This window comes from Glutamicibacter sp. 2E12, assembly GCF_050030965.1.
GTDB lineage: Bacteria > Actinomycetota > Actinomycetes > Actinomycetales > Micrococcaceae > Glutamicibacter.
Window position 1 is genome coordinate 1338169 of sequence record NZ_CP188297.1, and the last position, 15456, is coordinate 1353624.

The window sequence follows — 15456 nt, forward strand, 5'->3', positions numbered from 1 at the left end:
CGGCTACGCGATGTCCACCGGGGTGTCCAGCACGCGGCCCTCGGCCACTTCGCGCACCTTCCCGGTGATCCGGAACTCGGCCTGCAGTGGCAGGTCCTCGCTGCTGGTTCCCACCAGCGCGGTGAACTTGCCCGGTTCCACAATGCGCTTCCCGGACAGCCCGGTGAACGAGGTTCGGTCAGCATGCACGGTGAAAGCCACGCGCTTCGACTCCCCTGCCTCAAGCTGCACCTTGGCGAAGCCGGCCAGCCAGCGGCGCGGGCGCACCACCTGCGACACCGCGTCAGCCAGGTACAGCTGCACCACTTCGGCACCGGAGCGCGCTCCGGTATTGGCCACGGTGGCACTGACCCGAATGGTGCCGTCGGCAGCGATTTCAGTTTCCGGCAGTTCCAGCCCGGAGATCTCGAAGCTGGTGTAGGAGCTGCCGTAGCCGAAGGGGTAGAGCGGACGCGGATCGAGGTTGGTTACGCCTTCTGAATGCCACGCCAGCTTGGAAGCCAGGTAGGTGCCCGGCTGCCCGCCGATATGGTCGGGGATCTGCACCGGCAGCTTGCCCGAGGGGTTGACCTCGCCGGTCAGCACGCCAGCCAGTGCCGGCCCGCCTTCCACCCCGGGCATGAAGCACTGGATGATGGCCGCGGTGCGATCAGCGAATTGCCCCAGCGAATACGGGCGCCCAGTGACCAGCACCAGCACCGTCGGGGTCCCCGTGGCCAGCACGGCTTCCACCAGATCCCCCTGCCGCCCGGGCAGGCGCAGGTCGACGACGTCGCAGCCCTCCCCCGAGGTGCCACGGCCGAAGAGCCCGGCGAGGTCGCCAACGGCAACCACCGCGACTTCGGCGTTGCGGGCGGCCTGGACCGCCTGGGCGATGCCCGAATCATCCAGATCGGTGAAGTCCACGCCACGGGCATACTCGATCTGCGATCCGGCGAGCGCGGGAGCCAGCTGCAAGGCTTCGAGGATCGAGGCCATCGGCACGCCGTAGTCCTGCTGCTCGGCGAAGCGCGAGTAGACATGGTTGGTGAAGGAGTAGCAGCCCAGGTGGGTGCGAGGCTGGGAGGCGCTGGGCCCGATGACCGCCAAGCGTGCCGGGCTGGCCAAGGGCAGGATCTGCTCGTTGCGCAGCAGGATGATCGATTCCTCGGCCATTTTCCGGGCATGGGCACGGTTATCGGCCGAATCCAGTTCCACGTCATCGCCCAGCCAGGCCTGGCGCGGGTTCCAGCCCGGATCCAGCAGGCCCATCTGCAGTTTCTGGGCCAGCACGCGGCGCACCGCGGTGTCCAGGACTTCCTGCTCCAGCGCTCCGGCGCGGACCGCCTGGGCCAGGTTGGCGAAGGCGGTGGTCTCCGGGAGCTCAACGTCCATGCCGGCTTCCAGGGACAGCCGGCCCGCGGCGTCCTCGTCTTCTGCGACTTCGTGCATGCTGTGCAGGAAGCTGACGGACCAGTAGTCCGCCACGACGGTTCCCGCGAAGCCCCAGCGGCCCCGCAGCACTTCGGTGAGCAGCCGGTGGCTGCCAGCGGGCGCTTCGCCATCCACGTCCGCATAGGAGTTCATCACGGACTTCACTCCACCCTCGCGAACCGCGCGTTCGAACGGCGGGAACACCGTGTCTTCCAGCGCCCGGGGGCCCATGGAGACCGGCGCGTGGTTGCGCCCGGCTTGCGAGGCCGCGTAGCCGGCGAAGTGCTTCAAGGTGGCGTGCACCCCCGAGTCCTGCAGGCCGCGCACGTAGGCTACGCCCAGCTCCCCAACCAGGTGGGGGTCTTCGCCCATGGTCTCTTCCACCCGGCCCCAGCGGTAGTCGCGGGTGACGTCCAAGACCGGGGACAGGCCCTGGTGCACTCCCATCTTCAGCATGTCGGCGCCGATGCGCCGGGCCATGCCGCCAATGAGTTCCGGGTTGAAGGTGGCGCCCCAGGCAATGGACGCCGGGTAGCAGGTCGCGCCAAGGGTGGTGAAGCCAGTCAGGCATTCCTCGTGGGCGATGGCCGGGATGCCCAAGCGGTTCGCGGCAATGACCTGTTCTTGCAGCTCGACCAGGCGTTCGCGGCCTTCGGCGGGGGCCAGCGGGATGGTGCCGAAGGCGCGGGTGATATGCCCCAAGCCGTCCTTGATGGCGGTTTCGAAGCTGGGGCCTGCGGTGAAGGTTTCGGCCATCGGCGCGACGTTGCCTTCCCCGTCCTGGTTTTCTTCCTCCGGGCGGATCCAGAACGAGCCCAGCTGCCCGGCTTTCTCTTCCAGGGTCATTTCATCCATGAGCGCGGCGACGCGCTGTTCGGCAGGAAGTGAGATGTCGTGCCAGGTTTGCTCGACGGTTTTCATGGCAGTTCCTTGTCTTCAAAGATTTCGATTGCTTGCGGGGGCGGATCAGCCCTTGACTGCGCCCTGCAGTCCATTGACGATGCGCTTCTGCATGGCCAGGAAGAAGATCAGTGCCGGGATCATCGCCAGCGCGGTGAACGCGAAGACGCCGGCGGTGTCGGCCGAGTGCTCGCTGGAGTAGTCGGCGACGCCCAGCGGCAAGGTGCGCATATCCCCTTGCAGCAGCAGCAACGGCAGCAGGTAGGCGTTCCACGAGCCGACGAAGGCCAGTACGCCGACGGTGACCATGCCCGGCCCGGACAATGGCAGCAGGATCCTCCAGAAGAAGCCGATGCGGCTGGCGCCATCGAGCTGGGCGGCTTCTTCCAGCTCCTGGGGCAGCGCCATCAGGAAGGGGCGCAGGATGACCACGGTCATGGGCAGCGCGAAGGCCGCCTGCGGCAGGGCGACGCCCCACCAGGTGTTGCCCATGTCCAGGTCCCGGGTAATCAGGATGAACAGCGGAACAATCGCCACGGTGGCCGGGAACAGCAAGCCAAGCACGAAGACCATGAAGATCGGCTCGCGCAGGCGGAACGTGTAGCGGGCCAGCGGGTAGGCAGCCATGATGCCGAAGACCACCACGACGATGGTGGTGATCACCGCGATCATCGTGGAGTTCAGCGCGTACTGCCAGAAATCCGGGTTCTTCAGCACGCCGGCGTAGTTCTCCAGCACCCACGGCTCGGGAAGGCCTGCCGGGTTCTCGGCCAGCTGCGCGTTGGTGCGGAACCCGCCGAGCACCCCGTAGAGGACCGGGCCCAGGGTGATCGCGACAACCGCCAAGGCGATGGCGTAGACCAGGACGTTTCCGCCTTGCCGGCCGTTGCGCTTCTTGGCGCGTTTTGCCTGGGCGGGGGTGTGCTGGGGCCTGGTAGCCAGGGTGGCGCTCATGCTTTGGCCTTCTTCCGCTTCGTGCGCTCATCATCGGGCTGCGAATCCCGCTTGAGGATGAACTGCTGGTAGGAGATGGCCAGAACCAGGGCGACGATGAACAAGATGACCGAGGCGGCCGCGGCGATCCCGAAGTTCTGGCGCTTGGTTCCTTCCGAAACCAGGAAGCTGGCCATCGTGGTGGTGGCGTTGGCCGGTCCGCCGCCGGTGAGGATCCAGACCATGTCGAAGAGCTGCAGCGAGCCGATCATGGACAAGAAGCCCCAGGTGCGCAGGGTGGGGCCCAGCAGCGGGATGGTGATCTTGCGCTGGATCTGCCACCAGGAGGCGCCGTCGATTTCCGCCGCTTCGTAGAGCTCGGACGGCACCCCCTGCAGCCCGGCAAGGAACAGGATCACCGCCAGGCCAAGGTACTTCCAGGTCAGCACTGCCAGCACGGTCCACAAAGCGAGTTCCGGCGTGCCCAGCCAGCCCTGGGCCGGCCCCTGGATTCCCAGCTTGGACAAGATGGTGTCGAACACCCCGTACTGCGGCTGCAGCAGCTGGAACCAGACCACCCCGGCGATGACTTCGGACAGCACGTAGGGCACGAAGATGATGGTGCGCAGCAGGGACTGGATCTTCATCTTCCGGTTCAGCAGCAGGGCGATGCCCAGGCCGATCGGCAGCTGCAGGGCGATGGAGCCGCCGATGATGACCAGGTTATGGACCAGGGCATCGGTGAACACCTCGTTGCCCAGCACCCGGACGTAATTCTTGAAGCCCACGAAGTCCACCAGCGGGCCGAAGCCCTTCCAGTTGTACATCGAGAAGCGCACGGCCTGGATGATGGGGACCAGCATGAAGACCGCGATCAGCAGCAATGCCGGGCTGACGAAGAACAGGATCTCCAGGTTCTTGCGCCGCTGCGCGGGCTTGCGCGTGCGCTTGGCACCGGCAGGCGGCAGTCCGCTTGGCGCAGAACGCCGCCTTTCGGAAAGCCCTGGGCCACCGCTGGCTGGCGGACTGGCTGCGTAGGTTACTTCTGGGGCCACGGCGTGGATCACTTCTCCAGGTCAGCGGCATCTTGGCTGGCGTCGACGATCTTCTGCGCGTCGGATTTGCCGGCGAAGAGCAGGGCGATCTCGTCGTTCATGGCCCCGCCAATGGAGGCGCCGAACGAGGTGTCGAAGTACAGCTGGAAATATGGCGCCTTGTCGCGCACGTCCATCAGCGAAGCCAATGCCGGATCCGAGATCGCGTCCTTGGCCGCCGGGTTGGTCGGCAGGCCCATGTCCAGCTCGGCGAAACCGCGCTGGACCTCGTCGGAGAGCATGTGCTTCACGAAGTCCACCGCCGCGTCGGGGGCGCCTTCGGAAACTGCCCAGGCGTCGCCTCCGCCAAGCTGCGCGGCCGGGTCGCCCTGGCCGCCCTCAATGGCAGGGAAGGGGAACCATCCGGTGTCTTCCCCCATGCCAGTGCCGTCTTCGGTCAGGCCCTGCATGACCCCTGGCTCCCAGTGGCCAGCCAATTCCATGGCTACCTTTCCGGTGGCCAGCAGGCCCGAAGCGGAGGTGGGGCCGGACTGCGCCGGGGTAGAGAGGAAGCCCGGGTTGAATGGCTCGGACTTGATCAGCTGGTCCACGTCTTCCCCGGCCTTGGTGAAGCACTGGTCGCTGAAATCGAGATTGGCGACCGAATCGGCCAGGGTCTGCTGGGAGCATTCGCGCACTGCCGCGTAGTACCAGTAGTGGGCTGCCGGCCATTTGTCGCCGGCGCCGATGGAAATCGGGTCGATGCCTGCCTGCTTCAGCTTCCCGGTGGCCGCAATCAGTTCATCGAAGGTCTGCGGGGCCGAGTCGATGCCCGCTTCCTTGAACAGCGCCTTGTTGTACCAGAACCCCGCGCCGCCCAGCGAGAACGGCAAGGCGTAGGTCTTGCCATCGAGCTGCCAGCCGCCGGCGTTCTCGCCGAGGAAGGCGATTTCCTCGGAGGCCGCCTCGGTCAGGTCCTTGGTCAGCCCGGCGGCCACGTGGGCTGCAAGCTCCCCGCCACCACGTTCCATGTAGACATCCGGGGCGTCGCCGCTCTGGAAGGCCGCATCGAGCTTGGTGAGCATGTCCTCGTGCTGCATTGCGCTGACTTCGACCTCCACCCCTTCATGGGCGGCTTCGAAGTCGGCTGCAACCTGTTCGTAGTAGGCCTTGCCGTCGCCGTTATTGGAGTTGTGCCACCAGGTGATGGTGGTGGTTCCGTCTGCCGACGTCCCTTCCTGGCCTGCATCGGCGGCGCAGCCGGTGGCCAGCAGGGCAGTCGTGGCGGCCAGCGCCAGAATCTGCGCACCTCGGATCTTGGATAACATGCTCGTGCTCCTCAGCTGTGATGAAGACCTGCCGGCATCGGACGGCAGGCGATTGGCTCCACCAAGAATTGCACCGTGACGCAGGTCATGTCAATCGTTTTCGATAACGTTTTCGAAATCCATTGCGAAAACGTTGTCGAAAGATCCGCAATCGGTCGTCATGCCCCCGTGAAGTCACGGAATTCCGGAGTATTTTGCGCTACTGTTAGTGACGTGATGACCCCTCAGACCGGAATCCCCGGGATCGCCAATGCCCAGCAGCCGCAGATCCCCGGCGAGCCTTCCAGCGCACGCGTGACCATCAACGACGTCGCGCGCGCCGCGCAGGTCTCCGTCTCCACCGTCTCGAAGGTCGTCAACGGCCGCTACGGGGTCGCCCCGGCCACCATCGCCAAGGTCCACCAGGTCATCAGCGAACTGGGCTACGAGACCTCGCTGGTCGCCTCCTCGCTGCGCAGCACCCGCACCAACATCATCGGCATCCTGGTGGCGGAGTTCGAGCCCTTCTCGCTGGGCCTGCTCAACGGCATCTCCGCGACCCTGCGCGGAACCCAATACGATTTGATGGCCTACGCGGGCAACCTTTCCCCCGAAGGGCATGCCGGCTGGGAACGCCGCTCCCTGTCCCGCTTGGGCGGAACGCTGATCGACGGCGCCATCATCGTCACCCCCACCGTGGAAGTCCCGCACAGCTCGGTGCCGGTCGTCGCCATTGACCCGCATGCCGGTCCGGAAATGCCGATCGCCATCGACGTGGACAACCGTTCCGGGGCCTATACGGCCACCCGGCACCTGCTGGATCTGGGCCATCGCCGCATCGGGCACATCCGAGGGCGCGGGGACCTGGCTTCCGCGCACCTGCGCGAGCAGGGCTACCGCCAAGCGCTGGAAGAGGCCGGCGTGGAATTCGATGGGCAGCTGTCGCACGATGGCGATTACCAGCATGATGCCGCGGTGCAGGCCGCCCATGACCTGCTGGACCTGCCCCAGCCGCCCACGGCGATCTTCGCGGCCAATGACCTCTCGGCCCTGGCCGCCTTGCAGGTGGCCGGCGAGCGCGGGCTGCAGGTTCCCGGCGATCTTTCGATCATCGGCTTCGATGACATCCCGGCCGCGGCACAGTCCTCTCCCCCGCTGAGCACCGTGCGCCAGCCGCTGCATGAGATGGGCGCCCAGGCGGTGAGCATGCTGCTGGGCCTGCTTGCGGGCGAGGACGTCCGCTCCCCCGGCCACCTGCCTGCCGTGCTCGTCCCGCGCGAGACCACGGGCCCCGCGCGCAGCAGCTAGCCGGGAAAAGCAGAGCACCCCGCCGCGCACCGGGAATTCTCCGGTGGGCAACGAGGTGCTGTGCAGGGAATCGCTTGCCGGCTACAGGCCCAGCTCGTTCTTGCCGTAGGCGAACAGGTACGGAACGCCGGCTTCTTCTTCGATGCGTTCCTTGGCTCCGGTGTCGCGGTCAACGATCACGGCCACGGCAATCACGTTGCCGCCGGCCTTGCGCACGCCCTCGACAGCGGTCAGCGCCGAACCGCCGGTGGTGGAAGTATCCTCGAGCACGATGACATCGCGGCCTTCGACGCTCGGGCCCTCGACCTGGCGGCCCATGCCGTAGGACTTCTGCGCCTTGCGGACCACGAAAGCGTCGATGGCGCGGTCCTTGGCCCGGGCGGTGTGCATGATGGCGGTGCCTACCGGGTCAGCGCCCATGGTCAAGCCGCCCACATTGCTGAATTCCAGCTTGGCCTCGTCCAGCAAGCCAAGCATGACTTCGCCAACCAAGCCCGATGCTTCCTGGTGCAGGGTTACACGGCGCAGATCGATGTAGTAATCAGCTTCCTTGCCCGAGGACAAGGTGACCTTGCCGCGCACAATGGCTAGTTCTTGGATCAGTTCTTTTAGTCGCTCACGGGCGCTGGTTTCGCTCATACCCTCGATTCTAGTCGGCATCATGGCTAGGCTGATTCCATGAACGCAAAACGCCCCTTGGGTTACTGGCTGAAATTGGTGGATTCGCTGATTGACGAGCAGTTTGCAGCGACTTTGGAAGAGCACGGTGTGACACGCAGGCAATGGCAGGTGCTCAACCTGCTGGAGCAGCAACCTGCCACCGAGGCGCAACTGGACGCCGGGCTTTCCCCGTTCTTCGCCTCGCCGGATGAACCGCAATCATTGAGAGAGCACCTTGCCGAGTTGATCGAATCCGGCTGGGTTACGGCAATCAACGGCGAGTATTCCATCACCGATCGGGGCCACACCTCGTTGCTCAAGCTCAGTGAGCTCGTGGAAAAGATCCGCACCCAGTTCGGCCAGGATCTGGACGGTTCCGAATATGACGCGGTGGTCGAAGCCTTGGAAAAGATTGCGCGCAATCTCGGCTGGAACCCGGACCAGGATTCCGAATAGCCCCTCCGGGATTTGTTGAGAACAGATTAAACTTTCGTTCCCAGCCTGTGCAGCGGTACCGCACGGCGAGGGCTCATGCCTAGGATTAGAAGCATGCGTGAACTGCAAGCAAAGATCATTGAAGAGCTGGGCGTGCGCCCGGAAATCGACGCGGCCGACGAAATTCGCCGTCGTATCGACTTCCTCAAGGACTATCTGGCCGCTACCGGCGCCCGGGGTTTCGTGCTGGGCATCTCCGGCGGCATCGATTCAACGCTGGCTGGGCGCTTAGCCCAGTTGGCCGTCGAAGAGGTGCGCGAATCCGGCGGCGAGGCGCACTTCGTGTCGGTGCGCCTGCCGCATGGCGTGCAGAAGGATGCGGCCGATGCGGAAGCGGCCATGGATTTCGTGGCTGCCGACGAACAGTTCGAGGTGAACATCCAAAAGCCTGTCGCCGCTTTCGATGAAGCCCTGGCCGATGCGGGCCACCTGGCGCTGAGCGATTTCAACCGCGGAAACCTCAAGGCCCGCACCCGGATGATCATGCAGTACGCCATGGCCGGGGACCGCGGGATGCTGGTCCTGGGCACCGATCACGCGGCCGAATCGATTACCGGCTTCTTCACCAAGTTCGGCGATGGCGGAGCGGACCTCCTGCCCCTGGCCGGGCTGAATAAGCGCCAGAACCAGGCACTGCTGCGCGAGCTGCAGGCTCCTGAGCTGCTGTGGGCCAAGGAGCCTACCGCGGACCTGCTGGACGGCCAGCCGCTGCGCGCAGATGAAGAGGAACTTGGCCTGACCTATCCGCAGATTGATGACTACCTCGAAGGCCGCGAGATTGACCCTGCGGCGGCCGAGGTCATCGAAAGGCGCTTCGTGGGATCCCGGCACAAGCGCACCGTACCGGCCACCTACTGGGACAAATGGTGGCGCGCTTGAGGATTACCCCAAGCCGGTGATTTCCTTCAGCGCCTGGACATGTTGCGCAAAGGCCTCCTGCCCAGCTGAAGTCAGCTTCGCCCAGGTACGAGGCCTTTTGCCCACATACCCTTTCTTGATCTGCACGTAACCGCCGGCTTCCAGTGCGCTCAGATGCCGGGAAAGCACCGAATCCGAAATGCCGATGGCTTCTTTCAAGGATTTGAAATCGGCTTCGTCCACGGCTTGCAAGGAGCCCATCAGTGAAAGCCGTACCGGGTTGGAGAAGTCGTCGTTGAGCCGTTCGCGAGCATGGGCATTCACTTGCGCACCATCGCAATTCCGGTCAGGAACAACGGCGCGGCAACGATAATCCAGATCAACGCGATGGCGCCCCAGCCCATGGGTCCCGCCCCGAGCAAGGCCACTGCCACCGCGTAAAGCACCATGCTCGCAATGAACCCCCGAAGATACATCTTGGAATGCCCGCGCGGCAGCGAGCGGTAGAGCTTCCCGTAAGCCAAGGACATCGCTGCAACGGATACGCAGAACAACGCCATGATGACGATGAAGCCGATAAAATCCGCATCGGGACGAAAGACCTGCAGCAGAGCAGCCAGGCCGCCCATGAGCACTCCCAAGATGATGCAATAGGTGCCCAGCAATTTGGCTCCGTACCCGGCGGCACGCTGCATTCCCTGCTGCGCCAACCCCAGGGCGGCCAGTTGCTCTTCAGGGCTCATTTTCTTGCCGGAACTCATTTGCTGGCCGCCTTGCGAGCCTTCTGCTGGCGCTGTGCGTAGACGGACGTCATGGTCATGCAAATTGCCATGAAGAAGCCCATGCCAATGAAGATCAGGGAGTTGTTGCCCGTGGCATAGGCGGTCATGGCCATTGCCGCGAAGGCCAGACCTGCCGCAACGGTGATGATGGTGTACCAGGTGCTGAATGGAATCTTCATTGTCCTGCTCCTTTGGCTTTGATCTTCCGAGTTCCCCAACCATAACAAGTGCTTTCCGCTTTGGAAAGTACTTGTTATGAATTAGCTGGAAAGATTCCAACGGACGGATGCCCCGGCTACACGAAGGCACTGACTCCGGTCAGGGCACGTCCCACAATCAGCGAATTGATTTCATAGGTGCCTTCATAGGTATGGAGAATCTCGACATCGCAGAAGACCTTGGCCATTTCGAAATCGCTCACAATGCCATTGCCGCCAAGCATCGCTCGGCCCAAGGCGGCCGAATCCCGCGCCAGGCGGGTGGCAGTGGACTTCGCCATTGCCGCATCCACCATGTGCAATTCCGCGCGCTCTTGCTTGCGGGCAATATCGCCCATCATGGAAAGGCAGGCGCTCAGGTTGCCTGCAATTTCGGCCAGGGGCTGCTGAATCAACTGGAAAGCGGCCAGCGGCTGCCCGAACTGCTGGCGCTGCGCGACGTACTCGCTGCAGATGTCGAGCGTTGCCATCATCGCGCCGACAGCCTGCCACCCCACCCACGCGCGAGATTGCATCAATAGCTGGTTTGCCGCAGCGAAGCTGGTCACCCCTGGAAGCTTATTCGCGACGGGAATCCGCACATTCTCCAGCCGAATATCCGCATTCTGCATGCTGCGCAGCCCGATCTTGTGTTCGATCTTGGAAGCGCTATATCCAGGGCGGTCCGCTTCAACGAGGTAGGCCCCGACCTGCGAAGTTTCCTCGTCCTTGGCCCAGACCAGCGCGAAATCGCTGAAGGTGCCCATGCCGATCCACCGCTTGGCCCCGTTCAGAACGTACTGGTCCCCGTCGCGCTGCGCGGTGCTCCGTATGCCGCCGGCGATATCCGATCCATGTTCCGGTTCGGTCAGCGCAAATGCGCCGTAGGCTTCAAAGCCGGCGAGCTTGCCCAGCCACTGCTCGCGCTGCTCCTCCGACCCCAAATCGCGGATCATCCCGAGCACCAGTTCGTTGTGGATGCCGACCACGGATGAGATTGAAATATCGGCGCGGGCGAGTTCTGCATGGATCAGCCCCCGCAGCAAATGCGAGCTGTCCCCCAGCTGCAATCCGCCCAGTCCGAGTTCGGCCAGTTTTCCAATCAGCTCGGTCGGAAATTCTTCGCGGTCCCAATAGCCAACGGACTGCTTGCGCACCTGATGCTGCGCTACCTGCCTGATTCCAAGCAGTCGCTGCCGTTCGGTTCCACTTAGTTCTCCGGCCACATTCAAGAGGTCCATCCGGGGATTCCTTCCAAACCATAGGATGTCCAAGTATATTGTTGGACTAAGTCTTCTTTTGGGGGTATGCACATGACTTCTCCGCTCTCACGCGATCCAATCGCGCAAGCCAGGGAACAATGGATTTCCCATGGATGGTCAGCCGAGGCCGACTCCATGGCCGCAATTACCGCGGTGATGCGCACGGCATCGATTTACCTGCAGCGAGCCGATGCCATCCTCAAGCCGCACGGGCTGACCTTTGCGCGATTCGAAGTACTCGCCTTGCTCGGTTTCTCCAAGCGCGGCTCCCTGCCCATGAGCCAAGCCAGCCAGCTCCTGCAGGTCCACGCCACCAGCCTGACCAATTCGGTAGACCGCCTGGAAGCTACCGGTTTGGTGCGGCGCATCCCGCACCCGACCGACGGCCGCACCCGCCTTTTGGAACTCACGGCCGCAGGCCAGCAAGTGCTGCCAGCGGCCCGCGGCGATCTGAACGAAAAGCTCTTTGCCCAGAGCGATCTCTCCGGCACCGACGCCACCGAGATTTTCGAGATCCTGGCCCGATTCCGCAAGGCCTCCGGGGACTTCCTATAGCGATCCGTCGCGGATCGCGTTGATGATCCCGGAAAAATCGGTTCCCGCATCGCCCTCATCGCTGAACTTGCGGTACAGCGCTGCGGCCAGGGAGCCGAGCTGGGCATCGGTACTCGTATGCTCCAGCGCGCTAGCTGCCAGGCCGAGGTCCTTGGCCATCAGCGCTGCGGCAAATCCTGGCTGGTAATCGCGATTGGCAGGGGAAGCAGGCACAGGTCCGGGCACCGGGCAATTGGTGGTGACCGACCAGCATTGCCCCGACGCGGAGGAAATGACATCGAAGAGCGCCTGGTGCTCCAAGCCCAGCCGTTCTCCGAGCACGAAGGCCTCGGCAGCGCCAATCATCGAGATGCCCAGCAGCATGTTGTTGCAGACCTTGGCGGCCTGGCCTGCGCCGTACCCGCCGCAGTGCACGATCCGCTTGCCCATGTGCTCCAGCAGCGGGGTGATCTCTCCGAGATCTTCGGCCTGCGCACCGAGCATGAACGTCAAAGTCCCCGCTTCTGCCCCGACCACGCCCCCGGACACCGGAGCGTCGGCGCTTCGATGCCCCGCGGAGACCGCAAGCTGCGCCGCTTCACGGGCCTGCGCTACGTCGATGGTGGAGCACTCCAGGAACAGCGTATTGGGCTTGGCGCTATCGAGCAGGTATTCGCGGTAGGCATCGAGCACGTGCTTGCCCGAAGGGAACATCGTGATGACGATGTCCACGCCGGCGGCCGCCTCGGCTCCGGTAGCCACGGTGCCGATGCCTGCTTCTCGGGCGGCCTGCACCGCATCAGGAACCACGTCGAAGCCCTTGATCCGGTAGCCTGCCTTGTGCAGGTTGATGGCCATGGGCAATCCCATATGGCCCATGCCCAGGAATCCGATAACTGGTTTTGCGTTCATGAGTGGCTCTTTTCCGCTAGATCTTCACCGAGCAGTGCGAAAGTTAGTTCTGCCCCGAACAGGGGCTCCAAATGCCGTTGCGTGCGCTGGCCCGGGCTTAGCCCCGGGACTGCTTCCGTCCATTGCGGGGTGCGGTCCTTGTCGATGACTGCGGCGCGAATCCCCTCGGCGAAATCGGGGTCATCAAGCCGGTGAACGGCAGCCCGATACTCTCGCTGCAGGTCTTTTCTCAAATCCGCTCCAGCCAGGTGGATCAGTTCTTCGGCCAAGCGCACCGAGCTCGGGCAGGCGGCGCCCAATGCCTTCAACGCCTCTTGGGCTTGCGGGTACTCGTGCAGCTCCAGTGCACGCATGACCGCTGGGGTGCTTGCCTCGCCAAAGGCCTGCACCCATTCTTCGTGCAGGAAGCCAGGCTCCGGAGTCTCGGCATAGCTGGCCAGCACCGACGCGGCCGGCTGGACCTCGAGGTCTGCGAGCACGTCGGGGATCCGGGCCTCGGGCACATACGAGTCGGCCAGGCCCAAAGCGATGGTGTCGGCCGCGCCGAATTTCATTCCAGTCAATGCCGCCAATCGTCCGGCCGCATGCGGGGCACGCGCCAGCAAATGCGTTCCGCCTACGTCCGGGAAGAATCCGATACCGACTTCCGGCATGCCGCAACGGCTGGTTTCGGTAACTATGCGATGGCTGCCATGCGCCGAGATGCCGATGCCGCCGCCAAGGACGATTCCGTCCATGAGCGCAATGTACGGCTTGGGGTACTCGTCGATCAGGACGTTGAGCTGGTATTCAATGCGCCAGAAGTCAGCCGAAGCACCGCTGCGGTCCAAGATATCCCGGTAGATCGCCACGATATCCCCGCCGGCGCACAGGCCGCGCTCCCCTGCGCCCATAACCGCTACCTGAGCGATATCCGGGTCATCGCGCCATTCCAGCAGCACGTCGAGGAAGTCGCGGCACATGTCCGCGTTGAGGGCGTTCAGGGCCTTCGGCCGGTTCAGCGTAATGAGCCCCAGGTGCCCCCGGCGTTCGGTCAGAATCTCAGGCAACAGACTCTCCTTTGAGTGATTGAGGTCACCTACTAGTGTCGAATATACTCGGACTTCCAACTAAATTGAAGTGGCACAAGACAGCAAACTTGATAGGTTGAACTAGTGAAGATTGCAACCTGGAATGTGAACTCGCTGCGAGCCCGCGCCGACCGTGTTGAGGACTGGCTGCGACGTACCGATGTAGATGTCCTGGCTATCCAGGAAACTAAGTGCAAAGACGACAATTTCCCCTGGGAACTGTTCGAGAACAACGATTACGAGGTAGCGCACTTCGGAGTCAACCAGTGGAATGGCGTTGCCATCGCTTCTCGCGTTGGCCTCGAGGATGTTGAGCGCACCTTCCCCGGGCAGCCGGAATTCGGCAAGGCCGGCAAGAATCCGATCCAGGAGCCTCGCGCCATCGCGGCAACCTGTGGCGGAGTGCGTGTCTGGAGCCTGTATGTACCCAACGGACGCGCGTTGGATGATGAGCACATGGGCTACAAGCTGAACTGGCTGGATGTGCTCAAGCAGGAATCCGCCCGATGGCTGGCGGAAAACCCCGAGGCGCAGATTGCCTTGATGGGCGATTGGAACATCGCGCCAAAGGACGAAGACGTGTGGGATATCGACTTCTTCCTCGAGAACAAGTTGACCCACGTCTCGGCGCCAGAGCGCGCCTCCTTCGCTGCCTTCGAGGAGCTGGGCTTCACCGATGTCGTGCGCCCGCACACCGAAGGCGAATACACCTACTGGGATTACACGCAGTTGCGTTTCCCGAAGGGCGAAGGCATGCGCATCGATTTCTCGCTCACCTCGCCTGCGCTCACCGCACGCGTAACCGGCGCAAGCATTGACCGCGAAGAACGCAAGGGCAAGGGCGCCAGCGACCACGCCCCGGTCATCGTGGAGCTGGCCGACTAGTCATGGCGGCAAAGATGATTGGGCCCGCCGCAGAGCTGACCGCAGCTACAGCGCACCTGCGCGTCTACGAGCCGCTGGATGCTTTCGAGGATTGGGCCCAGTCCATCATCCTGCGTACCCCGCGGCGCACCGCGGAGCAGTGGGATGACTTCGAGAACGAGCGGCTGTGGAGCCGCACCCTGCGCCATGTCTCCGACCCGTTCCCGCACAATGAGCCGGAATTCTTCCGCAGCGTGAAGTCCTTGGACTACCAAGGGGCCGAGCACACGCGCTATTGCCCGGGGCAATTGCAGGCACGCAGCCTGCTCGCTGCCGAACAAGCCGAAGAAGCCATGCGGGCCGAGGTTTTCGACCTGCTGGTACCGCCGGCAGCGCGGCAGGCTAACGCACAACGCGTTGATGCCGACCGCCTGGCCAATGACCTGACCCATCTTCACACGAGGACCTCTTCATGGGGCATCCCGCTGGGCTGGTTTGCCCTCTTCCGCGAGGACGACGAGCACGAGCTGGTTCACAGCGGTGAGCAGCTGAAGACGGTTCGCATGTACGCCACCTTCGAACAAGCCATTGACCGCCTGGCTTGGGCAGTCCAAGCGCTGGCATCCCATGCGCCGCAGTCGCAGCTCTTCGAGGAGCTGGGCAGCCTTGGCGGATGGCTGGAATCCTTCGACAACAGATCGGTCATTGAACTGGATTATGGCCTGTTGGCAGAAATTGTGTGGCCCGATGATTCCGCGAACGACTTGATGCACGGCATTCAGGCGTTGGAAGACGAGGACATGACTAGCGCCGCCGCCGCATATCGCCGGCTGAGCAATCGCTGGATTGGACCGCGGCATCTTGGCCGCGCGAACTAACTGCCCCTGGATACAGCAAAAGCCCCGGAATCCGGAGCTTCTGTTTAGT

The 15456-nt window shown here is 63.5% G+C and carries 17 protein-coding genes; 6 read left to right on the plus strand and 11 right to left on the minus strand.

Annotated features, from left to right (window positions below):
* Nucleotides 1-3: 3 nt before the first annotated feature.
* Genes ACP3TE_RS06195 through ACP3TE_RS06210 form a run of 4 tightly spaced genes read right to left on the minus strand, consistent with a single transcriptional unit; the run spans nt 4 to nt 5608 of the window.
* Nucleotides 4-2334 (minus strand): glycoside hydrolase family 3 N-terminal domain-containing protein, encoded by a 2331-nt coding sequence (locus ACP3TE_RS06195; RefSeq protein WP_426735783.1) that lies wholly within the window; start codon nt 2332-2334, stop codon nt 4-6.
* Between the two features lie 45 nt (nt 2335-2379).
* A complete protein-coding gene (locus ACP3TE_RS06200; protein WP_105657897.1) occupies nt 2380-3267 on the minus strand; it encodes a carbohydrate ABC transporter permease in 888 nt (295 codons plus the stop codon).
* Nucleotides 3264-4301 (minus strand): carbohydrate ABC transporter permease, encoded by a 1038-nt coding sequence (locus tag ACP3TE_RS06205; RefSeq protein ID WP_402697458.1) that lies wholly within the window; start codon nt 4299-4301, stop codon nt 3264-3266. Before ACP3TE_RS06205 ends, ACP3TE_RS06200 begins: the two co-directional genes overlap by 4 nt.
* A gap of 8 nt (nt 4302-4309) precedes the next feature.
* On the minus strand, nt 4310-5608 hold the full coding sequence (locus tag ACP3TE_RS06210; RefSeq protein ID WP_105657896.1) for an ABC transporter substrate-binding protein: 1299 nt from the start codon (nt 5606-5608) through the stop codon (nt 4310-4312).
* Between the two features lie 216 nt (nt 5609-5824).
* Between ACP3TE_RS06210 and ACP3TE_RS06215 the strand changes: the two genes are divergently transcribed.
* Nucleotides 5825-6895 (plus strand): LacI family DNA-binding transcriptional regulator, encoded by a 1071-nt coding sequence (locus ACP3TE_RS06215; RefSeq protein ID WP_105657895.1) that lies wholly within the window; start codon nt 5825-5827, stop codon nt 6893-6895.
* Between the two features lie 81 nt (nt 6896-6976).
* On the opposite strand, the gene pyrE is transcribed toward ACP3TE_RS06215, so the two are convergent.
* Nucleotides 6977-7534: an orotate phosphoribosyltransferase gene (gene pyrE, locus ACP3TE_RS06220; protein WP_181148872.1), complete on the minus strand. Its 558-nt coding sequence runs from the start codon at nt 7532-7534 to the stop codon at nt 6977-6979.
* A 39-nt stretch (nt 7535-7573) separates the two neighbouring features.
* Between pyrE and ACP3TE_RS06225 the strand changes: the two genes are divergently transcribed.
* Nucleotides 7574-8011: a MarR family winged helix-turn-helix transcriptional regulator gene (locus tag ACP3TE_RS06225; protein ID WP_105657893.1), complete on the plus strand. Its 438-nt coding sequence runs from the start codon at nt 7574-7576 to the stop codon at nt 8009-8011.
* Between the two features lie 93 nt (nt 8012-8104).
* The gene (gene nadE, locus ACP3TE_RS06230) at nt 8105-8929 is read left to right on the plus strand and encodes an ammonia-dependent NAD(+) synthetase (RefSeq protein ID WP_133834975.1); all 825 of its coding nucleotides are present in this window, start codon (nt 8105-8107) and stop codon (nt 8927-8929) included.
* A 3-nt stretch (nt 8930-8932) separates the two neighbouring features.
* Here nadE and ACP3TE_RS06235 read toward each other — a convergent pair whose 3' ends face one another.
* The 4 genes from ACP3TE_RS06235 to ACP3TE_RS06250 all read right to left on the minus strand — a co-directional run bounded on the left by ACP3TE_RS06235 (nt 8933) and on the right by ACP3TE_RS06250 (nt 11128).
* The gene (locus ACP3TE_RS06235; RefSeq protein WP_105657891.1) at nt 8933-9232 is read right to left on the minus strand and encodes a winged helix-turn-helix domain-containing protein; all 300 of its coding nucleotides are present in this window, start codon (nt 9230-9232) and stop codon (nt 8933-8935) included.
* Nucleotides 9229-9669, minus strand: a complete 441-nt coding sequence (locus ACP3TE_RS06240) for a hypothetical protein (RefSeq protein WP_105662662.1) — start codon at nt 9667-9669, stop codon at nt 9229-9231. Before ACP3TE_RS06240 ends, ACP3TE_RS06235 begins: the two co-directional genes overlap by 4 nt.
* Nucleotides 9666-9869 carry a hypothetical protein gene (locus tag ACP3TE_RS06245; protein ID WP_105657889.1) on the minus strand — a complete coding sequence of 68 codons (204 nt, stop codon included), beginning with the start codon at nt 9867-9869 and terminating at the stop codon, nt 9666-9668. The genes ACP3TE_RS06240 and ACP3TE_RS06245 overlap by 4 nt, the downstream gene beginning before the upstream one ends.
* Before the next feature lie 116 nt (nt 9870-9985).
* Nucleotides 9986-11128 (minus strand): acyl-CoA dehydrogenase family protein, encoded by a 1143-nt coding sequence (locus ACP3TE_RS06250; protein WP_133834976.1) that lies wholly within the window; start codon nt 11126-11128, stop codon nt 9986-9988.
* 72 nt (nt 11129-11200) lie between these two features.
* Here ACP3TE_RS06250 and ACP3TE_RS06255 point away from each other — a divergent pair, with 72 nt between their 5' ends.
* Complete coding sequence (locus tag ACP3TE_RS06255) at nt 11201-11704, plus strand: MarR family winged helix-turn-helix transcriptional regulator (protein WP_105658003.1); 504 nt, start codon at nt 11201-11203, stop codon at nt 11702-11704.
* On the opposite strand, the gene mmsB is transcribed toward ACP3TE_RS06255, so the two are convergent.
* Together mmsB and ACP3TE_RS06265 are read right to left on the minus strand one after the other, a co-directional pair.
* Nucleotides 11699-12595, minus strand: a complete 897-nt coding sequence (gene mmsB, locus ACP3TE_RS06260) for a 3-hydroxyisobutyrate dehydrogenase (RefSeq protein WP_105662664.1) — start codon at nt 12593-12595, stop codon at nt 11699-11701. The genes ACP3TE_RS06255 and mmsB overlap by 6 nt on opposite strands.
* Complete coding sequence (locus ACP3TE_RS06265) at nt 12592-13644, minus strand: 3-hydroxyisobutyryl-CoA hydrolase (RefSeq protein ID WP_105657886.1); 1053 nt, start codon at nt 13642-13644, stop codon at nt 12592-12594. Before ACP3TE_RS06265 ends, mmsB begins: the two co-directional genes overlap by 4 nt.
* Before the next feature lie 105 nt (nt 13645-13749).
* Here ACP3TE_RS06265 and ACP3TE_RS06270 point away from each other — a divergent pair, with 105 nt between their 5' ends.
* A complete protein-coding gene (locus ACP3TE_RS06270; protein ID WP_105657885.1) occupies nt 13750-14550 on the plus strand; it encodes an exodeoxyribonuclease III in 801 nt (266 codons plus the stop codon).
* A 14-nt stretch (nt 14551-14564) separates the two neighbouring features.
* Nucleotides 14565-15407 carry a hypothetical protein gene (locus ACP3TE_RS06275; RefSeq protein WP_105662680.1) on the plus strand — a complete coding sequence of 281 codons (843 nt, stop codon included), beginning with the start codon at nt 14565-14567 and terminating at the stop codon, nt 15405-15407.
* Nucleotides 15408-15456 lie beyond the last annotated feature (49 nt).

Bases quoted from the DNA above. Each gene is read 5' to 3' on its own strand.
- ACP3TE_RS06195 (WP_426735783.1), bottom strand. From the start codon at position 2,334: ATGAAAACCGTCGAGCAAACCTGGCACGACATCTCACTTCCTGCCGAA.
- ACP3TE_RS06200 (WP_105657897.1), bottom strand. From the start codon at position 3,267: ATGAGCGCCACCCTGGCTACCAGGCCCCAGCACACCCCCGCCCAGGCA.
- ACP3TE_RS06210 (WP_105657896.1), bottom strand. From the start codon at position 5,608: ATGTTATCCAAGATCCGAGGTGCGCAGATTCTGGCGCTGGCCGCCACG.
- ACP3TE_RS06215 (WP_105657895.1), top strand. From the start codon at position 5,825: ATGACCCCTCAGACCGGAATCCCCGGGATCGCCAATGCCCAGCAGCCG.
- pyrE (WP_181148872.1), bottom strand. From the start codon at position 7,534: ATGAGCGAAACCAGCGCCCGTGAGCGACTAAAAGAACTGATCCAAGAA.
- ACP3TE_RS06225 (WP_105657893.1), top strand. From the start codon at position 7,574: ATGAACGCAAAACGCCCCTTGGGTTACTGGCTGAAATTGGTGGATTCG.
- nadE (WP_133834975.1), top strand. From the start codon at position 8,105: ATGCGTGAACTGCAAGCAAAGATCATTGAAGAGCTGGGCGTGCGCCCG.
- ACP3TE_RS06240 (WP_105662662.1), bottom strand. From the start codon at position 9,669: ATGAGTTCCGGCAAGAAAATGAGCCCTGAAGAGCAACTGGCCGCCCTG.
- ACP3TE_RS06245 (WP_105657889.1), bottom strand. From the start codon at position 9,869: ATGAAGATTCCATTCAGCACCTGGTACACCATCATCACCGTTGCGGCA.
- ACP3TE_RS06250 (WP_133834976.1), bottom strand. From the start codon at position 11,128: ATGGACCTCTTGAATGTGGCCGGAGAACTAAGTGGAACCGAACGGCAG.
- ACP3TE_RS06255 (WP_105658003.1), top strand. From the start codon at position 11,201: ATGACTTCTCCGCTCTCACGCGATCCAATCGCGCAAGCCAGGGAACAA.
- mmsB (WP_105662664.1), bottom strand. From the start codon at position 12,595: ATGAACGCAAAACCAGTTATCGGATTCCTGGGCATGGGCCATATGGGA.
- ACP3TE_RS06275 (WP_105662680.1), top strand. From the start codon at position 14,565: ATGATTGGGCCCGCCGCAGAGCTGACCGCAGCTACAGCGCACCTGCGC.